Genomic DNA, 22995 nt, shown 5'->3' on the forward strand with positions numbered 1-22995 from the left:
CTATGGGCGACGACGACAACGCAGCGAGGTGCCGCTCTGGGCGACGCGACGGGGCGAAGATCGGAGGGAGGGGCACGAGGTGCCGCGACCGACGAGATTCGCCCGATGGAGCGGTGTCCAGAGTGGTGCTTCACGGGCGGGGCGGCAACGCGGCGGGGGGCGGGAAAACACCTGGCCGGTTCGGTGTCGCTGCTGGTAACAATGGGACATGTTGCCCCAAAAGGCGATCCCTACCGGGCCGGCCGTCCTGCGCCTGCCGGTCGAGGGGGACGCCGACCAGATCGCCCGAGCCTGCTCCGACCCCGAGATCGCGAAGTTCATCCCCTTCGTTCCCTCGCCGTACACGAGGGACGACGCGCTGGCGTGGATCACGAAGACCGTGCCCGCCACCTGGGAGAACGGGGGCGCCGACTACCTCATCGCCGACGCCGCCACGGACGAGGTGCTCGGCACCGCCGGGCTCAAGCCGCCGGACCGGTTCGGCGCGACGGAGGTGGGTTACTGGCTCGCGCCGTGGGCCCGCGGGCGCGGCGTCGTCACGGCCGCCGTGCGTACGCTCGCCGAGCATGCCTTCGCCCGGGGCGTCCCGCGGATCGGGCTGCACGCCGACGTGGAGAACGTCCCGAGCCAGCAGGTCGCCTTGCGGTGCGGCTTCGCCCCCGAGGGCGTGCAGCGCGGGGCCGGCGTTCCCCGGGGCGGTGCCTCCGCCGACGTCGCCCTGTTCGGGCGGCTGAGCACCGACCCCGGCGATCCGATCCCGCCCTTCCTGCCGTTCTTCCCCGGGGGGTTCCCGGACGGCTCGCTCACCGACGGCGTCGTCCGGCTCACGCCGCTGACCGCGGCCGACGCCGCCGACTATTTCGCGCTGGCGTCCGTCCCCGACGTGATGGACTCGCACGTCCCGCCGGTGCAGCCGGAGTTCGCGGACTGCGAGGTCGTCTGCCGGCACGCCGGCCACCGGTGGCTGACCGGCCAGCGGGCGGACATCGCCATCAGGGACGCGGCGACCGGCGAGTTCGCCGGGGACATCCAGCTCACCGGCGTCGTCCCGCCGCTCGGCCAGGCGATGCTCGGCTACTGTCTCCGTCCGGAGTTCCGCGGCAGGGGCCTGGTCACACGGGCGGTGGACCTGCTGGTCGAGTGGGCGTTCGCGAACACGCCCCTGCGCCGGATCGTCGCCGGGACCAACCCCGGCAACACGGCCTCCCACCGCGTGCTCGAACGGGCGGGCTTCGTCCGGGAGCACCTCGTCAAGGGGCTGCTGCCCGGCCCCGGAGGCACCCGGCTGGACGACATCCAGTGGGCGCGGACACGCCCCTGACCGGGGCGGACCTGCCGCGCTCGGGCGCCGCCCGGAACCCGGCACCCGAGCGCGGGCCGTCCGCGGCGCGGCACGCCCGCAGGGCGTCCCGGCCACGCCGGTGAAGGCCGCTCCCTCAGTCGGCTCCGTACGCGGCCCTCAACTTGGCGAAGGCGGCGTCGGTGCCCTGCAGGGCCCGGTCGATCTCCTCGTCGGTGTGCGCGGCCGACAGGAACCAGTTGTGCCAGGGGTGGAGGTAGACCCCCTCCTCCAGGCAGGCCCCGGCCCAGGCGATGCCCTTCTCCAGGGTGGCGTCGCCCTCGAAGGACAGCCACGGCACCTGCACCGGCCCGGTCTGGCGGACGACGAAGCCGTGCGCCTGCGCCTGGGCGGCGAGGCCCTCGCGCAGCCGGGTCCCGGCCCGGTGCATGAGCGCGACGCCGTCGGTCTCGCGCAGGATCTCGATCGTCGCCTTGGCGGCGGCCATGGCCGCGGCGGAGAACCAGAAGGAGCCGGTCGAGTACAGCGTCTGGGCCGCACCGCGCAGCGCGTCGGTCCCGGTCAGCGCCGCGATGGGGAAGCCGTTGGCCATCGCCTTGCTCCAGGCCGTCAGGTCGGGGCGCACGCCGAGCGGCTCCCACGAGCCGCGCAGGTCCAGCCGCCACCCGGCGCGTACGTCGTCGATGACCAGCGCCGCCCCGATCCGGTCGGCCAGCGCCCGCACGCCCCGGGCGAACTCCGCGTCGGCGTCCTCCTGGTCCTCGAACGAGTCGTGCTTGAACGGGGTGACGAGGATGGCGGCGACGTCGCCGTCCGCCTGGGCGGCGGCGGCCTCGGCGCTCGCGAGGTCGTTGTAGGTGAACTCGATCGTGTCCGCCCGCTGGTTGGGGGTGACCCCGGACAGGCCGGGCGTGCACCAGGGGTCGGCGCCGTGGTAGGCGCCGTGGGCGACCAGCGCCTTGGTCCTGCCCGTCGCCGCCCTGGCCACCATCAGGGCCTGGGTGGTGGCGTCGGTGCCGTTCTTGGAGAACATGGCCCAGTCGGCGGAGGGGATGAGGTCCACCAGCAGTTCGGCGAGCTCCACCATGACCGGGCCGGGGCCGTTCAGGCAGTCCCCTTCCGCCTGCTGCGCGGCCGCGGCGGCCTCCACCCGCGGGTTGCGGTGGCCGACGATCATCGGCCCCCAGCTGCACATCAGGTCGACGTACTCACGGCCGTCGGCGTCCCACTGCCGGGCGCCCTCGGCCCGGACGAAGAACTGGGGGTAGCGGTCCCCGTGCAGGGCCGCGTTGAGGTGGCCGTACATGCCACCAGGGATGACCTTCGCGGCACGGGCCCGCAGGGAGGCGTCGAGGGACATGGGCGGCACTCCTGGGATCGGGGAATCGGGGAGGTCGGGAGGTGGTGGAGCCGGAGGTCAGGCGTCCTGGCCGGCGTCGCCGGGGACGAAGCCGGCCAGTCCGGCGTCGGAGCCGAGCCCGCCCGCGACCCGCGCGGCGACGGCCGTGCCGAGGCGTGCGGCGCCGAGGACGTCCCGGCCGTGCAGCAGTCCCGCGGCGAATCCGGCGCAGTACGCGTCGCCGCAGCCCGTGGTGTCGACCACCGGCACGTCCAGGGCGGGCACGCGGGTGACTCCGGCGGCGGTGGCCACGAGGCTGCCGTCGGCCCCCAGGGTGACGATCACGCCCTTCGGCCCCTCGGCGAGCAGCGCGGCCGCGGCCTCCTCCGGCGTCGCCGCCCCGCTGAGCATGAGCGCCTGCTCCTCGTTCGGCAGGAGGTAGTCGACGTGGGGCAGGAACGCGCGGACGCCGGGCATGAGGTCGGGCATGTTCGACAGCAGGTCGAGCGTGACGGTCGTGCCGCCCTCGCGGGCCTTGTCGAGCAGCGCGAAGAAGGCAGGGTCGTGCAGGCCCCAGGTGACGTCCATGCCGCCGAGGTGCACCACCTTCGCGCCGGTGAGGCGGTCCGCGTCGAGGTCGGTGGTCGCCAGGCCCAGGTTCGCCCCCGGCACGTGGAACGATGGCCGTCCGCCGTCGGGGCGGATGGGCAGGATGGAGGCGGCCGTCTGCTCCCCCGGCCTGCGCACCACGCCGCTCACGTCGACGCCGCGCCGCTCCATGATCATCAGGAGGAAGTCGCCGAGCTCGTCGTCGCCGACGGCGCCCATCGAGGCGACCGGCACGCCGATCTTGGCGAGGGTCACGGCCGTGCCGGCGGCGGCGCCGGCCGCGGTGATGCGGATCTGCTCAAGCAGGTGGGTGTCCTGACCGGCCGGGATGGACTCGACCGGGCGGGCCAGGACGTCGACGATATGCACGCCGACCGTCACTACCGTCATGAGCGGATAATAGACGGGCGCCCGACTAAAATGTCAACCGAGGTGGTGGGCCATGCCGAAGATCGTCAATCACGAGGAGCGCAGGGGCGAGGTCGTCGCGGCGGCACGCCGGATCATCCTGCGCGAGGGCATCGACGCCGCGACGACGCGGGCCATCGCCAAGGAGGCCGGCTACTCCAACGGGGTGCTCACGCACTACTTCGCCGACAAGGACGAGATCCTGCTGTCTGCCCTGGAGGCGTCCCATCGGCGGATCGCCGACCGGCTGCGGGAGAAGCTGTCGGGCCGCACCGGCCTGGCGGCGCTGCGTGAGCTGCTGCTCGACAACGTGCCGCTCGACGACGAGCGGGCCGGGGAGACCGGGCTGGAGGTGGGCTTCTGGGGGCGCAGCCTGACCAGCCCCGCGCTGCTGGAGGTCCAGCGGCGCGAGGCCGCCGAGCTCCGCTATGTGATGACGAGCCTGCTCAGGTCCGCCGCCGAGGCCGGTGAGATCCGTACGGACGAGGACCTGGAGGACGTGGCGGAGCGGCTGCTGGCGCTCGTGGACGGGCTGAGCGTGCACCGGCTGCTGTATCCCGGGCACGTCACCGGCGAGCGGCTGGAACGGCTGATCCTCGGCGAGATCGACCGGCTGCGCGCCTGATCCGGCCGCCGGGAGCGGCGTGGTCCCGGCGGCCTCGGAGATCGTCAGGCGTTGCGGTGGGGCTCGTACCGCATCGTGCGCGAGACGCCGACCCGGACGGTGGTGCCGGGCAGGATCGGCACCGGCTCGTTCGGCGGGATGTCGTAGAAGTTGGGGTCGCCGGGCGGCTGGATCTGGGTGCCGTTCACCGAGCCCAGATCGAGCAGGTTGACGTCCCAGTTCTCCAGGAAGACCCGCAGGTGGCGGCGCGACACCGAGCCGTCCGGGCTGGTGACCCTGGCCGGCCTGGCCTCGCCCGACTGGACCTCGGGCGCGCGCTCGGGGTCGCGGCCCAGCAGGTAGTCGGCCTCCAGCGGCAGCGCCATGCCGTCGTCGAGCAGCAGCACGCCGAGCAGCGGCCGGGGACCCTTGTACGGCACCACGGCCCGCTGGTCGATCGGGATGCCGCAGACCGCGCAGTAGGGCGCGCGCGGGTCGTTGAAGTGGTCGTTCTTGCAGTCGACCCCGTAGACCATCGGCCGCTGCTCCAGCTCGGGCGCCGCGTCCAGCTGGGTCGCCTCGCCCGGCTCCTCGTCCGCGAGCGCGTGCGGCACCGGCTCGAACGGTCCGCTCGGCGGGCCGTCCGGCCCGCCGAGGTCATGCGGCGCCCCCAGGTCGTACGGGGGGCTGAGGTCGTACGGGGGGTTGAGATCGTGCTGCGGGCTGAGGTCGTGCGGCGGGTTCAGGTCGTGCGGCCCGCCCCGGTCCTCGGCGGGCTCGGGCAGCGGGGGCAGCGGCTGCGGACCCGAGTGGTGCGCGGGACCCGGGTCGGGGAGGGGGGACGGCAGCGGCTGGGAGACGTGCGACGACGGCTGGACGGGCGGCGGCGCCTGCTCCCCCGACGGTCCGCCGCCGGACAGCGGACCGGCGAACGGCGACACGGGCGGCGGCGGCACGGTCGACGGCACCACGGGCCCGCGCGGGGCGATCGGCTCAGGAGCGCCGATGGGCGGGGGCTGCACGCCCTGCTGCTGCGGCTGGGGCGGGCGCGGGGGCAGCGGCGGGAAGGCGAGATCGCCGTGCCGGGTGAAGTCGCACTCCAGGCCGGCCCCGGTGACCACACCGCCGTCCAGCCTGGCGTACGGGCTCGACGGGCCCGCTCCCGGCAGGCGCAGCTCGACCCGGGACACCGGGCCGTTGACGAGACGATCGGTCCAGGTCAGCGCGTCGTGCCCGGCGAGTCGGACCTCACCGTCGGGACCGCCGGACACGGTCGCGTACGCGGCCCCGCTGACCAGCACGGCCGCCCCGCCCCCTGCGGGCCCGGCGACCGCGCAGGCCACCGGCTCCCCGCCGATCGACCTGTCCATGGCGCGCGCGAGGACCTGGGCCACCCGCCGGGCCAGCGCCCGGCCGTCCCCGCCCGTCGTGGCGGTCTCGTTCAGCGCCGACAGCAGGTCCTCTACCGGCTGGTCGCCGCCGGTGGCGCACACGAGCAGCAACCCGTTCAGATGGGCGACCACGCCCTCCCCCGGCAGCGGGCGGACCAGCCCCACGCCCTGTTCCGTCACAGAAGTTCTCCCTCCGGAAACGCCACCGGATGACCGGCACCATCGCCGGCACGCCGTGTGCCGGATCGATCCCCCCAGAAAGTAGCAAAAAAGAACGGTGAACCGGCCTGCGGGAGCATGCGACGGGCGCCCGGACGGCGGCCGGCCCCGGCCCCGAGCGGCACCCCCGTCTCCGGGAGCCCGCCGCGCGAGCGCGCGGGACGCCCCGGCGGGCCGGGCCGTTCCGCGGGCGGCTCACACACCGTCTCACACACCGCTGAACATGCGGTTGACGTCGGCCGTCGCGAGCACGCCGTAGATCTCGCCGCCACGCTCGACGAGCAGGTATTCCGGCGCGGGGGTCTCCCGCATGGCGTCCAGCAGGGACTCCCCCTCCAGGTCGACGCCGAGCACGAGCGAGGGTTCCAGGGCGCGGGACAGCGCGCCGACGTTCACCCACGGCCTGCGCTGCTCGGGAGTGGCGTTGACCGCCGCCTCGTTGACGATGCCGACCGGCCGCCCGTCGTGGTCGACCACCACCATGGCCCCCGCCCCGGCCTCCCGCGCCCGGCGCAGGCCCTCGGACAGCGGCACCTCGGCGGTGACCGGGATCGCCCTGCGGGCCAACGTACGGGCCCGTAGCTGCGGCAGCCGGGCCCGTACGCGGGCCACCCGTAGCGACTGGGAGGCCCCGAGCCAGATGAACGACGCCAGCACCACCGTCCAGAGCATGCTCCCGATGCCGGGCTCCTGCCCGGCCATCAGGTTCATCAGCAGCGGCACCACGACCACCGCGATCGCGACGCCGCGGCCGACCCACGCGGCGGCCAGCGTGCCGGTGCCCGCGTCGCGCCTGATCTTCCACACGGCGGCCCGCAGCATCCGGCCGCCGTCGAGCGGCAGGCCGGGGAGGAGATTGAAGATCCCCACGATGAGGTTGGACGACCAAAGCTGCCAGATCAGCACCGGCACGAGCCCGTCGGGCGGCCGCATGAACATCGACAGCGGGTCGACGGGACCGGTCACGAACGCGACTGCGGACACCAGGTAACCGATCGTCGCGAGGCCCAGCGAGAGCAGCGGCCCGGCGAGCGCGACGTTGAACTCCCGGCCCGCTGTCTCGGGCTCGCGTTCGATCTCGGAGACGCCGCCCAGCATGTAGAGGGTGATCCTGCGCACCGGCAGGCCGTAGTACTTGGCGACGACGCAGTGCGCCAGTTCATGGAGCAGGACCGAGGCGTAGAGCAGGACGGCGAAGAGCAGCGCCACCACGGAACTGCCGACGAGCCCGTATCCGGGGAGACTGGCGGCGAAGAGCGGCTGGAAGCTGTAGGTGATGAACGCCGCCACGATGAGCCAGGTGGGCGACACGTAGACGGGGATGCCGAAGGGCCGTCCCATCCGCAGTCCGGTGGACTCCTTGACAGGTGTGCTCATATGGCCGCCTTCCCCTCCCGCGCCCCTCGATGCTACGTGCCGGAGCGTGAGATCAGCCTATGAGCTCGCCCGCCCGTCGCGCACCGTGAGATCTGCCCCGTGTGGACCTTGCGGGGCGGGGCGGGAGCGTTCTGTCGGCCCGGTGTCCTACAGTTCGGGCATGACCCTCGCCGAAGAGCGCGCCGTCATCGGGGCGCTTTCCCCCTCCCGGGCCGGTGACTTCATGACCTGCCCCCTGCTCTACCGGTTCAGGGTGATCGACCAGCTCCCCGAGCGGCCCTCGGCCGCCGCGGTCCGGGGCACGCTCGTTCACGCCGTGCTGGAACGGCTCTACGACCTGCCCGCGGAGGCGCGGACGGTCGCCGCCGCCCAGGACCTGCTGGAGCCCCAGTGGCGGCGGCTGCTCAGCGAGGAGCCCGACTACGCGGGGCTGTTCGAGGACGACGCGGAGCGGGACGCCTGGCTGACGCAGGCCCGCGGCATGGTCGAGCGTTACTTCACGCTGGAGGACCCCCAGCGGCTGGAGCCCGCCGAGCGCGAGATGTACGTCGAGGTCGTGCTCGACAGCGGCCTGCTGCTGCGCGGCTACATCGACAGACTCGACGTGGCCCCGACCGGCGAGGTGCGGGTCGTGGACTACAAGACGGGCACGGCGCCGGGGCGCGACTGGGAGGCCAAGGCGCTGTTCCAGATGAAGTTCTACGCGCTGGCGCTGTGGCGGCGCAGCGGCCAGGTCCCCCGGATGCTCCAGCTGATGTACCTGGGCAACGGCGAGATCATCCGTTACGTCCCCGACGAGGCCGACCTGCGGGCGACCGAGCGCAAGGTCGAGGCCCTCTGGGCGGCCATCGAGCGTGCGGTGCGCACCCGTGAGTGGCGCGCCCGCCGCTCGCGGCTGTGCGACTGGTGCGACCACCAGGCGCTGTGCCCGGAGTTCGGCGGCACCCCGCCGCCCGTGCCCGACCGCGAGCCCGGGCTGTCGGCCCGCGTGAGCAGAAGGTCGGCCAGCGACGAGCTCTGACGCCTGCCGGGCTCCTGCCGGGCTCCTGCCGGGCTCCTCCGTGAGGAGGAGGGGGATATCCCTCCCGGGCAGGGTGGCCGCGGACGGCGAACGCCTAGATTTGGTACGTGCGCACCACCCCCGGCAGTACGCGGTCCTGGCTTCGGGCTCATCCCCTGATCTACGACTCGGTCCTCGCGGTGGTGCTGACGACCGCGTCCCTGTGGTGGATCGTCTCGGCCGGCCCCGGGGAGGGGGCCGGTTGGCTGCGGTCCGCGGCGCCGCGCCCGGCGGACGCGCTGAACCTGATCCTGGCGGCGGCCTGCACGCTGCCCGTGGCCCTGCGACGTAACCGGCCCTTCGTGCTGCTGGTGGCCACCTGCGTCCCGCAGGCGATGCTCGACACGCTCCACTACGACCCCGGCCTGAGCGAGTTCGGCGGGCTCGTCCTGCTCTATTCGGTGGCCGCCTGCCGGGGGCTGGCGCTGAGTCTGGCCGCCCTCGTCGTCTCCTTCGCCTCCTACCTGGCCAGCGCCGTCTCCGGGGTCATCAGCCCGTCCTGGACCGACCACGTCGTCGTCACCGCCGTCCTGCTGCTGTGCTGGGTGTGCGGCCGGGCGCTGCGGCTGCGCCGCGCCTACCTGGCCGAACTTGTGCAGCGGGCCGACCGGCTGGAGCGGGCGCGGGAGGCCGACACCAGGGCCGCCAGGGCCGAGGAACGCTCCCGCATCGCGAGGGAACTGCACGACGTCGTGGCCCACCACGTCAGCGTGATGACGGTCCAGGCCGCCGCCGCCCGCAAGATGCTCGACACCAAGCCCGACGTGGCGCGGGACGCCCTGTCCGCCATCGAGGAGATGGGCCGTACGGCGATGGCGGAGATGCGCAGCATCGTCGGCGTGCTGCGCACCGACGGCCCGGCCGAGCGCGGCCCGCAGCCGGGCATGCACGACCTGCCCGCGCTGGTGGAGCAGATGCGCGAGGCGGGGCTGCGGACCCAGCTGTGGATCGAGGGCGAGCGGCGCGGCCTGCCGCCCGGGGTGGATCTGGCCGCCTACCGGCTCGTGCAGGAGGCGCTGACCAACAGCCTGCGGCACGCCGGGCCCGCCGCCCGCGCCTGGGTGACCGTACGGCACGAGCCGAACGAGCTGAGCATCCACGTGGAGGACGACGGGCGCGGCGCGGCGGCGGAGTCGGCGCGGATCGGAGGCAAGGGGCACGGGCTCGTCGGCATCCGCGAGCGTGTGGCGCTCTATGGTGGAGTCCTGCGGATCGGTCCCCGCACCGGGGGCGGGTTCGAGGTCCGCGCCCAGTTCCCATTGAGTGACAGCCCCCTCAGCCACAGCCCCCTCACGTAGAGCCCCTCCGAGGACAGACCATGACGATCAGGGTGTCCCCCTCCGCCCGGCGACCCGCCGCCCATCCCAGGACGGACGCATCATGACGATCCGGGTGTTGCTGGTCGACGACCAGCCGCTGCTGCGCACCGGGTTCCGGTTCATCCTGGAGGCGGAGCCGGACGTCACCGTCGTGGGCGAGGCGGGCGACGGCGCGGTGGCCATGGAGCAGTCCCGGGCCCTGCTGCCCGACGTGGTGCTCATGGACGTCCGCATGCCCGGCACCGACGGCATCGAGGCGACCCGCCGCATTGTGCGGGAGGCCCCGCCGAGCGCCCACGTGCCGAAGGTGCTCGTGCTGACCACGTTCGACCTGGACGAGTACATCGTGGAGGCGCTGCGCGCGGGCGCGAGCGGGTTCCTGCTCAAGGACGTGCCGCCCGACGAGCTGGTCCAGGCGATCCGCGTGGTGGCGGCCGGCGACGCGATCGTGGCGCCGAGCGTCACCCGGCGGCTGCTGGACAAGTTCGCCACCCGGCTGCCCTCCGCCCGCCAGCAGGCCACCCCCGCGCGGGTCGACCGGCTCACCGAACGCGAGCTCGAGGTGCTGCGCCTGATCGCGAAGGGCATGTCGAACGCCGAGATCGCCGCCCAGCTCGTGGTCAGCGAGACGACCGTCAAGACCCATGTGGGCAACGTGCTGACCAAGCTGGGGCTGCGCGACCGGGTCCAGGCGGTCGTGCTCGCGTACGAGACCGGACTGATCGTTCCCGGCGCCCTCTCCTGACCACCGGCCAAGGTCGTGGCTGACAAATCATGGCCCTGCTGCGCGCGGTCCAGGCGGCCCCTCGCTGCGTCGTCGCCGATAACGCTGTTATCGGCTCCTCCTCCGCCTTGCGATGCATCCACCTGGATCCACGTTCGCGACGGGCAGCATTTGTCAGACACTCCTACGACCACGGGAGGAGCGAGGCGGGCCGGGTCCTCCCGTGGTCGTGGGCGAGAGCCGTACGGAAGGCCGATGCCGGGCGGGGACGCGCCCCGATAGCGTCGTGACAGGGGCGTGACCGAGGTGGCGGAACACGCCCCGCCGGTACGGCTCCCGCGGACCGTCTGGGGGGAAGACGGCGGGGGCCGTACCGGCGGAAAAGACCCGGCGTGGAAGGACGGCGTGGAAGGACGGCGTGGAGGGACTCAGTCCGAAGGCGCGGCGGCCGTCTGCGCGGGCGCCGCGGCCGTGTCGCCGGAAGGGGCGTTCTCGGGGAAGTGGCAGGCCACCTCGTGGTTGGGGGCGAGCGTCACCAGCGGCGGCTCGACCTGCTTGCAGATCTCCTGCGCCTTCCAGCAGCGGGTGTGGAACCGGCAGGCGGGCGGCGGGTTGAGCGGTGAGGGCACGTCGCCCTGCAGCCGGATCCGCTCCCGTTCCGTGCGCCGCTTCGGGTCCGGGATCGGGACCGCGGACAGCAGCGCGTTGGTGTACGGGTGCATGGGCGACTCGTACAGGCCCTTGCGGTCGGCGATCTCGACGATCTTGCCGAGGTACATCACCGCGACGCGGTCGCTGATGTGCCGCACCACCGACAGGTCGTGCGCGATCACCACGTAGGTGAGGTCGAGCTCCTTCTGCAGGTCCTCCAGCAGGTTGACGACCTGGGCCTGGATCGACACGTCGAGCGCGGACACCGGCTCGTCCGCGATGATCAGCTTGGGCTTGAGCGCGAGCGTCCTGGCGATGCCGATGCGCTGCCGCTGACCGCCGGAGAACTCGTGCGGATAGCGGTTGTAGTGCTCGGGGTTGAGGCCGACCAGTTCGAGGATCTCCTGGACCGCCTTCCTGGTGCCCTGCTCGGTCTTGATGCCCTGGATCCGGAACGGCGCGCCCACGATGGCGCCGACCGTGTGCCGGGGGTTGAGCGAGCTGTAGGGGTCCTGGAAGATCATCTGCACGTCCCTGCGCAGCGGGCGCAGCCGGCCCTGGGACATGTGGGTGATGTCGGCGCCCTCAAAGACGATCTTGCCGGCGGTCGGCTCGATCAGACGCGTGATGAGGCGTCCGCTGGTGCTCTTGCCGCATCCCGACTCGCCGACCAGGCCGAGGGTCTCACCCTTCTTCACGTCGAAGCTGATGCCGTCGACGGCCCTGACCGCGCCGACCTGCCGCTTGAGCAGGCCCTTCGTGACCGGGAAGTGCTTCTCCAGCCCCTGTACGGACAGCAAGGGCTCCTCGTTCACGAAGCCTCCAGGTTCGGCTTGATCTCGTTCTCCCAGATGGCGCGCCGCCGCTCGCGCGGCAGGTGGCAGCGCACGAGGTGGCCGCCCTCGGTCTCCAGCAACTCCGGCACCTCCGCCTTGGCCCGCCCGCCCGTACGCTCCTCGAACACGCAGCGCGGGTGGAAGGCGCAGCCGGACGGCACGTTGATCAGTGAGGGCGGCGAGCCCTTGATCGGCATCAGCCGCTCGGTCGGCTCGCGGTCCAGCCGCGGCATCGAGCCGAGAAGGCCCCACGTGTAGGGGTGCTCGGGCCGCTCGAAGATGTCGTCGGAGGTGCCGTACTCGACGCACTTGCCGCCGTACATCACGAGGATGTCGTCGGACAGCTCGGCGACGACGCCGAGGTCGTGCGTGATGATGATCAGCGCGGCGTTGAAGTCGCGCTGCAGGTCGCGCATCAGATCGAGGATCTGCGCCTGCACGGTCACGTCGAGCGCGGTCGTCGGCTCGTCGGCGATCAGCAGCTCGGGGTCGCAGCTCAGCGCCATGGCGATCATGGCGCGCTGCCGCATGCCCCCGGAGAACTCGTGGGGGTAGCTGTCCACGCGGCGCTCCGGCTGCGGGATGCCCACCCGGCCGAGCATGTCGATCGCGTGCTTGCGCGCGACCTTCTTGCTGACGTCGTTGTGGATGCGGTAGGCCTCGATGATCTGGTCGCCGACCGTGTAGAACGGGTGCATCGCCGACAGCGGGTCCTGGAAGATCATCGCCATCTTCTTGCCGCGCAGCGCCCGCACGTGCTCCTGGCTGGCGCCGACGAGCTCCTCGCCGTCCAGCCAGATCTCGCCCGAGATGCGGGCGCGCCCGCCCTTGTGCAGGCCGAGGATGCCGAGGCTGGTCACGCTCTTGCCGGAGCCGGACTCGCCGACGATGCCGAGCGTCTTGCCCCGCTCCAGGGTGAACGACAGCCCGTCGACGGACTTGACCAGGCCGTCGTCGGTCGGGAAGTGGATCCGCAGGTCCTTCAGTTCCAGGAAGCTCATCCCAGCCTCACCCTCGGGTCCACGACGGCGTACAGGAGGTCGACGATCAGGTTCGCGAAGACCACGAAGAAGGCGGCGACGAGCGTCACGCCCATGACCTTGGGCAGGTCCTGGTTCGTGATCGCGTCGATCGCGTACTTGCCCATGCCGGGCAGCGAGTAGGTGCTCTCGGTGAGCACGGCGCCGCCGAGCAGCAGGCCGAGGTCGAGGCCGAAGATCGTGAGGATCGGAGTGAGCGCGCCGCGCAGGCCGTGTTTGACCACGACCCTCCGCTCGTTCAGGCCCTTGGCCCGTGCGGTGCGGATGTAGTCCTCACTCATCGTCTCCAGCATGCCCGCCCGGGTGAGCCGCGCGTACCCGGCGGCGTACAGGAAGGCCAGCGTGATCCACGGCAGGATCAGGTTGTAGGCCCACATCGCCGGATTCTCCTCGAACGGCGTGAAGCTGCCGCCCGGGGCGGTGATCCGGAATGGATGACCGTAGCTGAAGATGACCAGCGAGACGATGCCGGTGAAGAAGATCGGCAGTGACACGCCGGCCAGGGCGACGCCCATCGCGGCGCGGTCGAACAGGCTGCCGCGTCTCAGCGCGGACAGCACGCCGGTCGCCACACCGGCTAACACCCAGATGACGGCGGCCCCGATGGCCAGCGAGAGCGTCACGGGCAGCCGGTCCAGCAGGTCGGGCCAGACGGGGAGCCGGGTGAGGAACGAGTAGCCGAAGCAGGGCGCCGGGCAGCGCTCCACGCCGGGGCCGTAGTCGTAGTCGGCGCCGGCGACGATGCCCTTGGCGAACCGCCCGTACTGCACGATCAGCGGATCGTTGAAGCCGAGCTTGTCGGCAGCGATCTTGACCTGTTCCGCCGAGGCGGTGCGCCCAACGTAGCGCGCGGCCAGGCTCTCCGAGGTGGCGCCCGCCAGGCGGGGCACCAGGAAGAAGATGGCGAACGTGATGATGCTCACGATGGTGAGCATCACCACCGCCCAGATCAGCCGCCGGATGATGTATGTGACCACAGTCCCCCCGGCTCCGGGGGCCGGCCCTGTGGGACCGGCCCCCTTGCCGCGTTCACGCGTCTATCGGATCTGTCTGGTCTCGGCGGACGCTTACTTGACGCCCATGCCGAGGTAGTCGTACATGCCGTACGCGTCGTTGACGAAGATGTTCGTGGCGTTCTTGCTGCGCACGAGCAGGGTCTTCGTCCACACGTTCGGCAGGATGAAGGAGTCCTCCATGACCTTCTTGTCGATCTGGGTCCAGATCGCGTTGCGGGCGTTGGTGTCGGTCTCCTTCATCGCCTGGTCGATCAGCTTGTCGACCTCGGGGTCGCGGACGCTGATGTTGGAGGAGCCACCGGTGTCACGGATGACGCGGCTGTCGACGATCTGCTGCAGGAAGCCGAAGCCGTCGGGCCAGTCGGACTGCCAGCCGTTCATGGCCAGACCGATCTTGTTGTCCTTGGCGTAGCCCGGCTTGCCGGCGTACAGCGCGAAGTAGTCGGCCTGCGGGAACGGCTTGAGCGTGAGCTTGATGCCGACCCGGCCGAGGGACTGCTGCAGCGCCTCGGCGGCCGCCTTCTCCTTGGGCCGCTCGGCGCGGTAGGAGATGTTGGTCTCGAAGCCGTTGGGCTGGCCGCAGGCGGTCAGCGCCTCCTTGGCCTTGGTCAGGTCGCCCTTGTTGTCGGCGCCCGGCGGGTAGAGGTTGAAGTCCTCGTGGCCGGGGATCGCCGGCGGCAGCAGGCTGGTCGCGATCTGGCCGCCGGAGAACTCGCCGCCCCAGGCGGTCTGGAGGGACACCTTGTCCGTGGCGTACTGGACGGCCTTGCGGCAGTCGATGTTGTCGAGCGGCGGGACGTTGCCGTTGATCGACGTGTACCAGAGGCGCGTGCTGGTCGGGTTGTCGGAGTTCGCCTTCAGGGCGGGGTCGGGCAGGACCCGGCCGAGGGCCGCCGACTGGATGCCGATGCCCGCGACGTCGATGTCGAGGTCGCCGGCGAGGATCCGGTTGTCGATGTCGTCGGCGTTGACGTTGGTGGAGACCTCGTAGCCGTCCGGCAGCGCCTTACGGTTCGGGTCGGTCGCCGGGTCCCACTGCTCGTTGCGGACCAGCGTGAAGCCCTTGCCGATCTCGTTCTTCTCGAACTTGTACGGCCCGGTGGCGATGACGTGTTCCTTGTACTTCGCGCCGGTGTCCTTGTCCTTGGGGACCGGGATCGTGGCGGGAAGCTGGGCGAAGTAGTCGAAGTTGCTCAGCGGCTGCTTGAGGTGGAAGACGATCGTGGAGTCGTCGGGCGTCTCGATCGCGCTGTCGGTGTTGACGTCCTTGGACTTGTAGGCGCCCTTGTAGCCCTTCGGCCAGTCGAGGAAGTCGTTGAAGTAGGTGTACCCGTCCGGGAACACCTCCTTGTCGAACGACCGCTCCACGGCGTACTTCACGTCCTTGGACGTGACCGGGGTGCCGTCCTCGAACTTGATGCCCTTCTTGAGCTTGTACGTCCAGGTCTTGGCATCGTCGCTGGGCGTGCCCATGTCCTCGGCGAGGTCGGGGGTGAGCTGGTTGCCCTCCTTGCCCACGGCGGACTTGAACATCAGCAGCGACCGGCCGTACAGGCGGATGAAGTTCCAGGAGTAGCCGTAGTAGGTGTCGCCCGGGTCGAGGGAGTCCCAGTCACCGCCGTTGGCGAACTTGAGGATGCCGCCCTTCTTGTCGGACGGGTTCACGACCCCCGTGAGGGCGGCGTTGAACTCGCCGGTCGCGGCGGCGCCGCCGCCCGCGGCGTCGCCGGAGGACGACGGCGAGCTGCTGCCCGAACCGCCGCCGCAGGCGGCCACGGCAAGGGCGAGCACGGCGCCGATGGCCGCCACACCCAGTCTTCTTCTTAGCATTGCAAACCCCTTGGTGATAGGAGCCGGGGACTTTACGAGAAGGGAGGGCTCAGCGGGCCTTCGGGTCGAGAGCGTCCCGCAGGCCGTCGCCGAACAGGTTGAACGCCAGGACCGTGATGAAGATCGCCATGCCGGGGAAGAACATGAAGTGCGGGATCGTGTAGAACCGCACCGCGTCCGCCAGCATGCCGCCCCAGGTGGGGGTGGGCGGGCGCACGCCGACGCCGAGGAACGACAGCGCCGCCTCGAACAGCACGTTCGTGGGGATCAGCAGCGTCGCGTAGACGAGGATGGGCGCGATCAGGTTCGGCAGCAGCTCACGGAAGATGATGTACGGCCCGCGCGCCCCGAGGCTCCGCGCCGCGTCCACGAACTCCCGCTCGCGCAGCGACAGGGTCTGCCCCCGGACGATCCGCCCGATGTACGGCCAGTTGAAGAAGCCGATGATGAACACCAGCAGCGAGACGCGCAGCGTGTCGCCGGTCAGGCCGAACGCCGAGTCGGGGACGATGCCCGCCAGCGCGATCGCGAAGACCAGGAGCGGGAAGGCCAGGAAGACGTCCATGGTCTTGCTGATGATCGAGTCGACCAGGCCGCCGAAGAAGCCCGCGGTGACCCCGAGCAGGGTGCCGATGACCACCGAGAGCAGCGTGGCCAGGAAGGCGATGAGCAGCGAGATGCGCGCGCCGTACACGACCCGGCTGAAGATGTCACGGCCGTTCACCGGCTCGATGCCGAACAGGTGGTCGGCGCTGATGCCGGTGCCCGTCTTGGGCACCATCGTGGAGGAGTCGATGAGGTCGGAGTTGAACTGCGTCGGGTCCTGCCCGAGCAGCCCGACGATCACCGGCGCGAAGACCGCGACCAGGATCAGGAAGATGACGATCAGACCACCGGCGAGGGCGACCTTGTCGCGCTTGAGCCGCATCCAGGCGATCTGACCGAGGGACCTCCCCTGGATCGCCTTGTCGCCCGACGCATCGACGACGGCCTCCGGCGTGGCCTCTGTGTCCCCACCGGTGACGTCCATCGGCGCGGTCATCGATCCTCCTTCGCCCTGCCCGAACGGACCGCATCCGCGGTGACACGCTCGGGGTAGCCCGGGATCGATCCGGCGACGGAAAAGCGACGGCCGCTCACGACCTTGCCTCGCACGGCCATTTGGTGCAGGCCCCCTGGATCCCAGACGACATTGTCCGAAGGGGTCGCGTGGTGTGCGACCCCCGGACGCAGAATCTATGGTCTGAGCTGGGCTGACCAGTCCCCAGAGGCCCGCTGTGGCTCAACTGTGATTCACGCGAAACTCATTCGTGTTGATCTTGAAGGGTTTGTCCGCATCCCGTTTCGATTATGTCGTGGAACTGTAACATTGCACTGGCCGGTAACTTGGTCCCACGATGTGGGATGTTCAGCTGATCCCCCGGCGCTTGAGAATGTCCTCGATGTCCGAGAAATCATCTGCTGCGGGCTGTTCCACCTGCCGTGGTGCCGTCTTCCCGGTCTGTCCCGTTTTAGGCGTGGCCGTTCTGGGCGCGCCAGAGCGCTCAGGGGCCGCGGCGGCGCCCCCCTGCTCCGGACCCGCCGTACGGGCCCGGGACAGGGCGCGGCCGCGCAGCGTGCCGGAGACGACGAACAGCAGCGCCGACAACCCGGCGAGGACCACCCCGGCCCACACCGCGGGCGACAGGACCAGGCCGGTCACGAAGCCCACCACCGCCGCGCCGATGTTCCAGAGCGTCTGCAGCGCGCCGGTGAGGTAGGCGGCCAGCGGCAGCAGGGACCAGGCGGTGGCCCGCAGGCCGGCGGTCACCCCCCTGCGGCGAAAGGCCAGGTAGCCGAGCCCGATCCCCACCGCGGTGAGGCCGGCACACAGCGGCAGCCAAGCGATGTCGTTGTATGTCATGGCGGGTCCCCTTCGTCCACGGCGTCCCTCCCATCCTGGCACCCGGGAGGCGACGGCGCGGGGGCCCGCGCTACCGGACGAGCGAGCGCAGGAAGTCCACGTCCACGTCGAGCAGCGAGGGCATCACGACCCGCCCCGGCGCCTGAGCGATGGGCAGGACGCCCGGCACGGCGACGACCCGGCACCCGGCGGCGGTGGCGGAGGCGACGCCGTTCGGCGAGTCCTCCAGCGCGACGCACCGCTCCGGGTCCACCGACAGCAGGCCGGCCGCGGTCAGGTACGGCTCCGGGTGCGGCTTGGTGCACGTGACGTCGTCGGCCGTCACGACGACCTCGAAGTGCTCCCGGCCGACGGCCTTGAGCACGGCGTCGGCGATGATTCGCAGCGACGAGGTGACCAGCGCGGTGCGCACCCCCTGGTCGCCGAGCCCCCGCAGCAGGTCGAGGGCCCCCGGCATGGGCTCGACGCCTCGCGTCAGCCGGCTCTCCATGCCGTCGATCAGCCACTCCCCCACGAGCGCGGGGTCGGCGTCGGCCTGCGTCAGCTCCAGCATGTACGCGACGGTGCGGTCCCAGGACCCACCCACGAGCTGCTCCTGGTGCTCCGGGCCCCAGTCTCCGCCGAGGCGGGTGACCACCTCGGTCTCGACCTCGAACCACACCCCTTCGGTGTCGACGAGCAATCCGTCCATGTCGAACAGCACGGCGTCCACGTGGCCCCTTCCCCCGGCGAGACCCCCGATGAGGGGGGACCAACATGGTAAGGGGCGCCCGTGAACGCCGGTGCGGCCGGTCAGACGTTGAAGTACTTCGCCTCGGGGTGGTGGACGACCAGCGCGGAGGTGGCCTGCTCGGGGTGGAGCTGGAACTCCTCCGACAGCGTCACGCCGATGCGCGCGGGGTCGAGCAGCTCCATGACCTGCACCTGGTCCTCCAGGTTGGGGCAGGCCGGGTACCCGAAGGAGTAGCGGCAACCGGTGATGTTGACCTTGAGCATGTCGTCCAGCGACTCGTCGCCGCCGATGCCCAGCTCCGACCGCACCCGCGCGTGCCAGTATTCGGCCAGCGCCTCGGTGAGCTGCACCGACAGGCCGTGGAGCTCCAGGTATTCGCGGTAGGCGTCCTTGGCGAACAGCTCGGCCGTGGCCTCGCTGATCCGGTTGCCCATCGTGACCACCTGGAAGGCGACGACGTCGGTCTCCCCGGACTCGCGGGAGCGGAAGAAGTCGGCCAGGCACAGGTGCCGGTCGCGCCGCTGCCGCGGGAAGGTGAAGCGGGTCCGCTCCTTCCCGTCGTCGTCCAGGATGATCAGGTTGTCGCCCTCGCTGACACAGCGGAAGTAGCCGTAGGCGACCGCCGCCTCCAGCAGGTTCTCCGTCTGCAGCCGCTCCAGCCACATCCGCAGCCGGGGCCTGCCCTCGGTCTCGACCAGTTCCTCGTACGACGGGCCCTCGCCGCCCCGGGCGGCCTTGAGGCCCCACTGGCCCATGAACGTCGCCCGCTCGTCGAGGAAGGCGGCGTAGTCGGCCAGCGGGATGCCCTTCACGATCCGGTCGCCGAAGAACGGCGCGGTGGGCACCGGAATGTCGGCCGCGACGTCGGAGCGGGCCGGCAGGTCCTCCTCGGCGGTCCGCTTCAGCACCGCGCCGGTCTTCACCCGCCGCGCGCGCAGCGGCGGCAGCGTCGCGCCGTCCTCGCCGCGCTTCACCGCCATGAATGCGTCCATGAGCCGCAGGCCCTCGAACGCGTCACGCGCGTAGCGGACCTCACCTCGGTAGAGGTCGGCCAGGTCCTGCTCGACGTACGCCCTGGTCAGGGCGGCGCCGCCGAGCAGCACCGGGAACCTGTCCGCGATCCCCCGGGAGTTCAGCTCCTCGAGGTTCTCCTTCATGACCACCGTGGACTTGACCAGGAGCCCGGACATGCCGATCACGTCGGCGCGGTGCTCCTCGGCGGCCTCCAGGATCGCCGACACCGGCTGCTTGATGCCGAGGTTCACCACGTCGTAGCCGTTGTTGGACAGGATGATGTCCACCAGGTTCTTGCCGATGTCGTGGACGTCGCCCTTGACCGTGGCCAGCACGATGCGGCCCTTGGTGCTGCCCTCGACCTTCTCCATGTGCGGTTCGAGGTAGGCCACGGCCGTCTTCATCACCTCGGCCGACTGCAGCACGAAGGGCAGCTGCATCTCGCCGGAGCCGAACAGGTCGCCGACGACCTTCATGCCGTCGAGCAGCACGTCGTTGATGATCTCCAGGGCCGGCCGCTGGGCCAGGGCCTCGTCGAGGTCGGCCTCCAGGCCCTTGCGCTCGCCGTCGATGATGCGCCGCTTGAGCCGCTCCCACAGCGGCAGCCCGGCCAGCTCGGCCGCCTTGCCGGCCTTCATGGACGCCGCGTCCACGCCCTCGAACAGCTCCATGAACCGCTGCAGCGGGTCGTAGCCCTCGCGCCTGCGGTCGTACACGAGGTCGAGCGCGACCTGCCGCTGCTCGTCCGGGATCCGGTTCATCGGCAGGATCTTGGAGGCGTGCACGATCGCCGAGTCGAGCCCCGCGTTGACGCACTCGTTGAGGAAGACGCTGTTCAGCACCATGCGGGCCGCCGGGTTGAGGCCGAACGACACGTTGGAGAGGCCCAGCGTGGTCTGCACGCCCGGGTAGCGGCGCTTGAGCTCGCGGATCGCCTCGATCGTCTCCAGGCCGTCGCGCCGGGTCTCCTCCTGGCCGGTGGCGATCGGGAACGTCAGGCAGTCGACGATGATGTCCTCGACCCGCATGCCCCAGCCGTTCACCAGGTCCTCGACGAGGCGGGTGGCGATCCGCACCTTCGCCTCGGCGGTGCGGGCCTGGCCCTCCTCGTCGATGGTCAGCGCGACCACGGCCGCGCCGTGCTCCTTCACCAGGCGCATGATCTTCTGGTAGCGCGAGTCCGGGCCGTCGCCGTCCTCGTAGTTCACCGAGTTGACCACGGCCCGGCCGCCGAGCATCTCCAGCCCCGCCTCCAGCACGGCGGGCTCGGTGGAGTCGATCACGATCGGCAGCGTCGAGGCGGTCGCGAACCGGAACGCCAGCTCCTTCATGTCGGCGACCCCGTCGCGGCCGACGTAGTCGACGCACAGGTCGAGCATGTGCGCGCCGTCACGGGCCTGCGCCCTGGCGATCTCCACGCACTCCTCGTAGTCGCCGACCAGCATCGCCTCGCGGAACGCCTTGGATCCGTTGGCGTTGGTCCGCTCGCCGATGGCGAGGTAGGAGGTGTCCTGCCGGAACGGCACGTGCTGGTAGAGCGACGCGGCCCCCGCCTCGGGACGGGGCCGCCGCTCGCCGCGGGCGCGGCCGCCCACCCGCTCGACCACCTGGCGCAGGTGCTCGGGAGTGGTGCCGCAGCAGCCGCCGATCAGCGCGAGCCCGTAGTCGCGGGTGAACGCCTCGTGCGCGTCCGCCAGCTCGCCCGGGCTCAGCGGGTAGTACGCGCCGTCGGACGTGAGCTGCGGCAGGCCGGCGTTCGGCATGCAGGAGATCGGGATCCGGGAGTGCCTGGCCAGATAGCGCAGGTGCTCGCTCATCTCGGTCGGGCCGGTGGCGCAGTTGAGACCGATCAGGTCGACGCCGAGCGGCTCGATCGCGGTCAGCGCGGCGCCGATCTCCGAGCCGAGCAGCATCGCGCCGTTGGTCTCGATGGTGACCTGCGTGATGATCGGCACGTCCCGCCCGGCGGCCTCGACCGCCCGCTTGGCGCCGACGACCGCCGCCCGCACCTGCAGCAGGTCCTGGCAGGTCTCGATGATCAAGGCGTCCGCCCCGCCGGCGATCAGGCCGGCGGCGTTGTCGCGGTAGGCGTCGCGCAGCGTCTCGTACGGCAGGTGGCCGAGCGTGGGGAGCTTCGTGCCGGGGCCCATCGAACCGAGGACGAAGCGGGGCCTGTCCGGCGTGGACCAGTGGTCGGCGCGCTCCCTGGCCAGCCGCGCGCCGGCCTCGGAGAGCTCGAAGATGCGGTCCGCGATGCCGTATTCGCCCAGAGCCGCACGGTTGGCGTTGAAGGTGTTGGTCTCGACGCAGTCGACGCCCACCTCCAGGTACGCGTCGTGCACGGCCCGCACGATGTCGGGACGGCTCACGTTGAGCACGTCGTTGCAGCCCTCGTGGCCCTGGAAGTCGTCAAGGGTGGGGTCGTAGGACTGCAGCATCGTCCCCATCGCTCCGTCGGCGACAAGAACTCGCTCGGACAGCACTTCTCGGAACGACGGTCTGCTGGTCATGAAGGCAAGCCTATCGGCCCCCGCCGGATGGAATATCGTCCGCGCGCGCGAAACGGGAATACCGGGTGTGTGAGGGGACGGCGGGCCGGCGCCCGCCCGGATGGCGCCGGAGGCGGGCCAGCGCGACGGGCCGGTGCCCGCCGGAGGTGACGTACGGGGCCCCTCACCGAATAGTCTTGGACTGAGCCATACTGCACAAGGCCAGTGAGGAGGCGGCGCGTGATCGAGTTCGAAGGGCTCCCCGAGCTCGTCGACCCGGTGCTGATCGCCGCGTTCGAGGGATGGAACGACGCCGGCGAGGCGTCCAGCGGCGTGCTCGCGCACCTCGAGTCCGAGTGGAAGGCCACCCCGCTCGTCGAGCTGGACCCCGAGGACTACTACGACTTCCAGGTGACCCGGCCGGTGGTCGAGCTCGGCGACGGCGTGACCCGCTCCGTCGTGTGGCCGACCACCAGGCTGCTGCTGGCCCGCCCGCCGGGCGCCAAGCGCGATGTGGTGCTGCTGCGCGGCATCGAGCCCAACATGCGGTGGCGGTCGTTCTGCGCCGAGATCGTGGGGCTCTGCCACGACCTCGGCATCGAGCTGGCCATCCTGCTCGGCGCGCTGCTCAACGACTCGCCGCACACCCGGCCGGTGCCGATCACCGGCTCGGTCAGCGACCCCGGCATGGCCCGCGCGCTCAACCTCGAGCTGACCAAGTACGAGGGCCCGACGGGCATCGTGGGCGTGCTGCAGCACACCCTCGGCACCGCCGGGCTTCAGACGGTGTCCCTGTGGGCGTCGGTCCCGCACTACGTCGCCCAGCCGCCCAACCCCAAGGCCACCCTGGCGCTGCTGCGCCGCATCGAGGACATGCTCGACATCCCGATGCCGTACGGCGACCTGGCCGAGGAGGCGCGGGCCTGGGAGCACGGCGTGGACGAGCTGGCGGCCCAGGACAGCGAGGTGGCCGAATACGTGCGGGAGCTGGAGGAGCGCAAGGACGCGGCCGAGCTGCCCGAGGCCAGCGGCGACGCCATCGCGGCGGAGTTCGAGCGCTACCTGCGCCGCCGCGACCGCGGCACCGACCGCTGACCCCTGAGGCAGCAGGCGCAGCCGGAGCGGTGGGAACG

Annotated in this window: 18 protein-coding genes; 6 read left to right on the forward strand and 12 right to left on the reverse strand. The window is 71.3% G+C overall.

Going from position 1 to position 22995, the window contains the following annotated elements; all coding sequences use genetic code 11:
* Nucleotides 1-208 precede the first annotated feature (208 nt).
* Nucleotides 209-1321, forward strand: coding sequence for a GNAT family N-acetyltransferase (locus BXA11_RS22280; protein WP_076437474.1), 1113 nt, complete (start codon nt 209-211; stop codon nt 1319-1321).
* A gap of 115 nt (nt 1322-1436) precedes the next feature.
* Here the strand turns inward: BXA11_RS22280 and BXA11_RS22285 are convergent, their stop codons facing one another.
* Both BXA11_RS22285 and BXA11_RS22290 read right to left on the reverse strand, forming a co-directional pair.
* Nucleotides 1437-2660: an aminotransferase class III-fold pyridoxal phosphate-dependent enzyme gene (locus BXA11_RS22285; protein ID WP_076437476.1), complete on the reverse strand. Its 1224-nt coding sequence runs from the start codon at nt 2658-2660 to the stop codon at nt 1437-1439.
* A 57-nt stretch (nt 2661-2717) separates the two neighbouring features.
* Nucleotides 2718-3638, reverse strand: a complete 921-nt coding sequence (locus tag BXA11_RS22290) for a carbohydrate kinase family protein (protein ID WP_076437479.1) — start codon at nt 3636-3638, stop codon at nt 2718-2720.
* Nucleotides 3639-3690: 52 nt separating this feature from the next.
* On the opposite strand from BXA11_RS22290, the gene BXA11_RS22295 reads away from it, so the two are divergent.
* Nucleotides 3691-4281 carry a TetR/AcrR family transcriptional regulator gene (locus BXA11_RS22295; RefSeq protein WP_030507157.1) on the forward strand — a complete coding sequence of 197 codons (591 nt, stop codon included), beginning with the start codon at nt 3691-3693 and terminating at the stop codon, nt 4279-4281.
* Nucleotides 4282-4325: 44 nt separating this feature from the next.
* On the opposite strand, the gene BXA11_RS22300 is transcribed toward BXA11_RS22295, so the two are convergent.
* Both BXA11_RS22300 and BXA11_RS22305 read right to left on the reverse strand, forming a co-directional pair.
* Nucleotides 4326-5831: an FHA domain-containing protein gene (locus BXA11_RS22300; RefSeq protein WP_076437481.1), complete on the reverse strand. Its 1506-nt coding sequence runs from the start codon at nt 5829-5831 to the stop codon at nt 4326-4328.
* Nucleotides 5832-6077: 246 nt separating this feature from the next.
* Nucleotides 6078-7247, reverse strand: a complete 1170-nt coding sequence (locus BXA11_RS22305; protein WP_076437484.1) for a site-2 protease family protein — start codon at nt 7245-7247, stop codon at nt 6078-6080.
* A gap of 160 nt (nt 7248-7407) precedes the next feature.
* Between BXA11_RS22305 and BXA11_RS22310 the strand changes: the two genes are divergently transcribed.
* The 3 genes from BXA11_RS22310 to BXA11_RS22320 all read left to right on the forward strand — a co-directional run bounded on the left by BXA11_RS22310 (nt 7408) and on the right by BXA11_RS22320 (nt 10371).
* Nucleotides 7408-8268, forward strand: a complete 861-nt coding sequence (locus BXA11_RS22310; RefSeq protein WP_076437487.1) for a RecB family exonuclease — start codon at nt 7408-7410, stop codon at nt 8266-8268.
* A gap of 107 nt (nt 8269-8375) precedes the next feature.
* Entirely contained in the window at nt 8376-9605 is a 1230-nt protein-coding gene (locus BXA11_RS22315) for a sensor histidine kinase (RefSeq protein WP_076437489.1), read from the forward strand.
* An 82-nt stretch (nt 9606-9687) separates the two neighbouring features.
* A complete protein-coding gene (locus BXA11_RS22320; RefSeq protein ID WP_030507162.1) occupies nt 9688-10371 on the forward strand; it encodes a response regulator in 684 nt (227 codons plus the stop codon).
* 407 nt (nt 10372-10778) lie between these two features.
* On the opposite strand, the gene BXA11_RS22325 is transcribed toward BXA11_RS22320, so the two are convergent.
* The 8 genes from BXA11_RS22325 to metH form a co-directional block, all read right to left on the reverse strand.
* Nucleotides 10779-11816: an ABC transporter ATP-binding protein gene (locus BXA11_RS22325; RefSeq protein WP_143734444.1), complete on the reverse strand. Its 1038-nt coding sequence runs from the start codon at nt 11814-11816 to the stop codon at nt 10779-10781.
* Entirely contained in the window at nt 11813-12838 is a 1026-nt protein-coding gene (locus tag BXA11_RS22330) for an ABC transporter ATP-binding protein (RefSeq protein ID WP_076437492.1), read from the reverse strand. The genes BXA11_RS22325 and BXA11_RS22330 overlap by 4 nt, the downstream gene beginning before the upstream one ends.
* Nucleotides 12835-13854, reverse strand: a complete 1020-nt coding sequence (locus tag BXA11_RS22335) for an ABC transporter permease (protein WP_030507165.1) — start codon at nt 13852-13854, stop codon at nt 12835-12837. The genes BXA11_RS22330 and BXA11_RS22335 overlap by 4 nt, the downstream gene beginning before the upstream one ends.
* Nucleotides 13855-13944: 90 nt before the next feature.
* The gene (locus tag BXA11_RS22340) at nt 13945-15702 is read right to left on the reverse strand and encodes an ABC transporter substrate-binding protein (RefSeq protein ID WP_244303590.1); all 1758 of its coding nucleotides are present in this window, start codon (nt 15700-15702) and stop codon (nt 13945-13947) included.
* Nucleotides 15703-15772: 70 nt separating this feature from the next.
* Nucleotides 15773-16765, reverse strand: a complete 993-nt coding sequence (locus tag BXA11_RS22345; protein ID WP_030507167.1) for an ABC transporter permease — start codon at nt 16763-16765, stop codon at nt 15773-15775.
* Nucleotides 16766-17131: 366 nt separating this feature from the next.
* Entirely contained in the window at nt 17132-17626 is a 495-nt protein-coding gene (locus BXA11_RS22350; RefSeq protein ID WP_076437497.1) for a cellulose synthase, read from the reverse strand.
* Nucleotides 17627-17696: 70 nt separating this feature from the next.
* Nucleotides 17697-18338: an HAD family hydrolase gene (locus BXA11_RS22355; RefSeq protein ID WP_030507169.1), complete on the reverse strand. Its 642-nt coding sequence runs from the start codon at nt 18336-18338 to the stop codon at nt 17697-17699.
* Nucleotides 18339-18418: 80 nt separating this feature from the next.
* A complete protein-coding gene (gene metH / locus BXA11_RS22360; protein WP_076437500.1) occupies nt 18419-21883 on the reverse strand; it encodes a methionine synthase in 3465 nt (1154 codons plus the stop codon).
* A gap of 219 nt (nt 21884-22102) precedes the next feature.
* Here metH and BXA11_RS22365 point away from each other — a divergent pair, with 219 nt between their 5' ends.
* On the forward strand, nt 22103-22957 hold the full coding sequence (locus tag BXA11_RS22365) for a PAC2 family protein (protein WP_030507171.1): 855 nt from the start codon (nt 22103-22105) through the stop codon (nt 22955-22957).
* Nucleotides 22958-22995: the final 38 nt, after the last annotated feature.

Source organism: Microbispora rosea, from assembly GCF_900156315.1.
In the GTDB taxonomy this organism is placed as follows: domain Bacteria; phylum Actinomycetota; class Actinomycetes; order Streptosporangiales; family Streptosporangiaceae; genus Microbispora; species Microbispora rosea.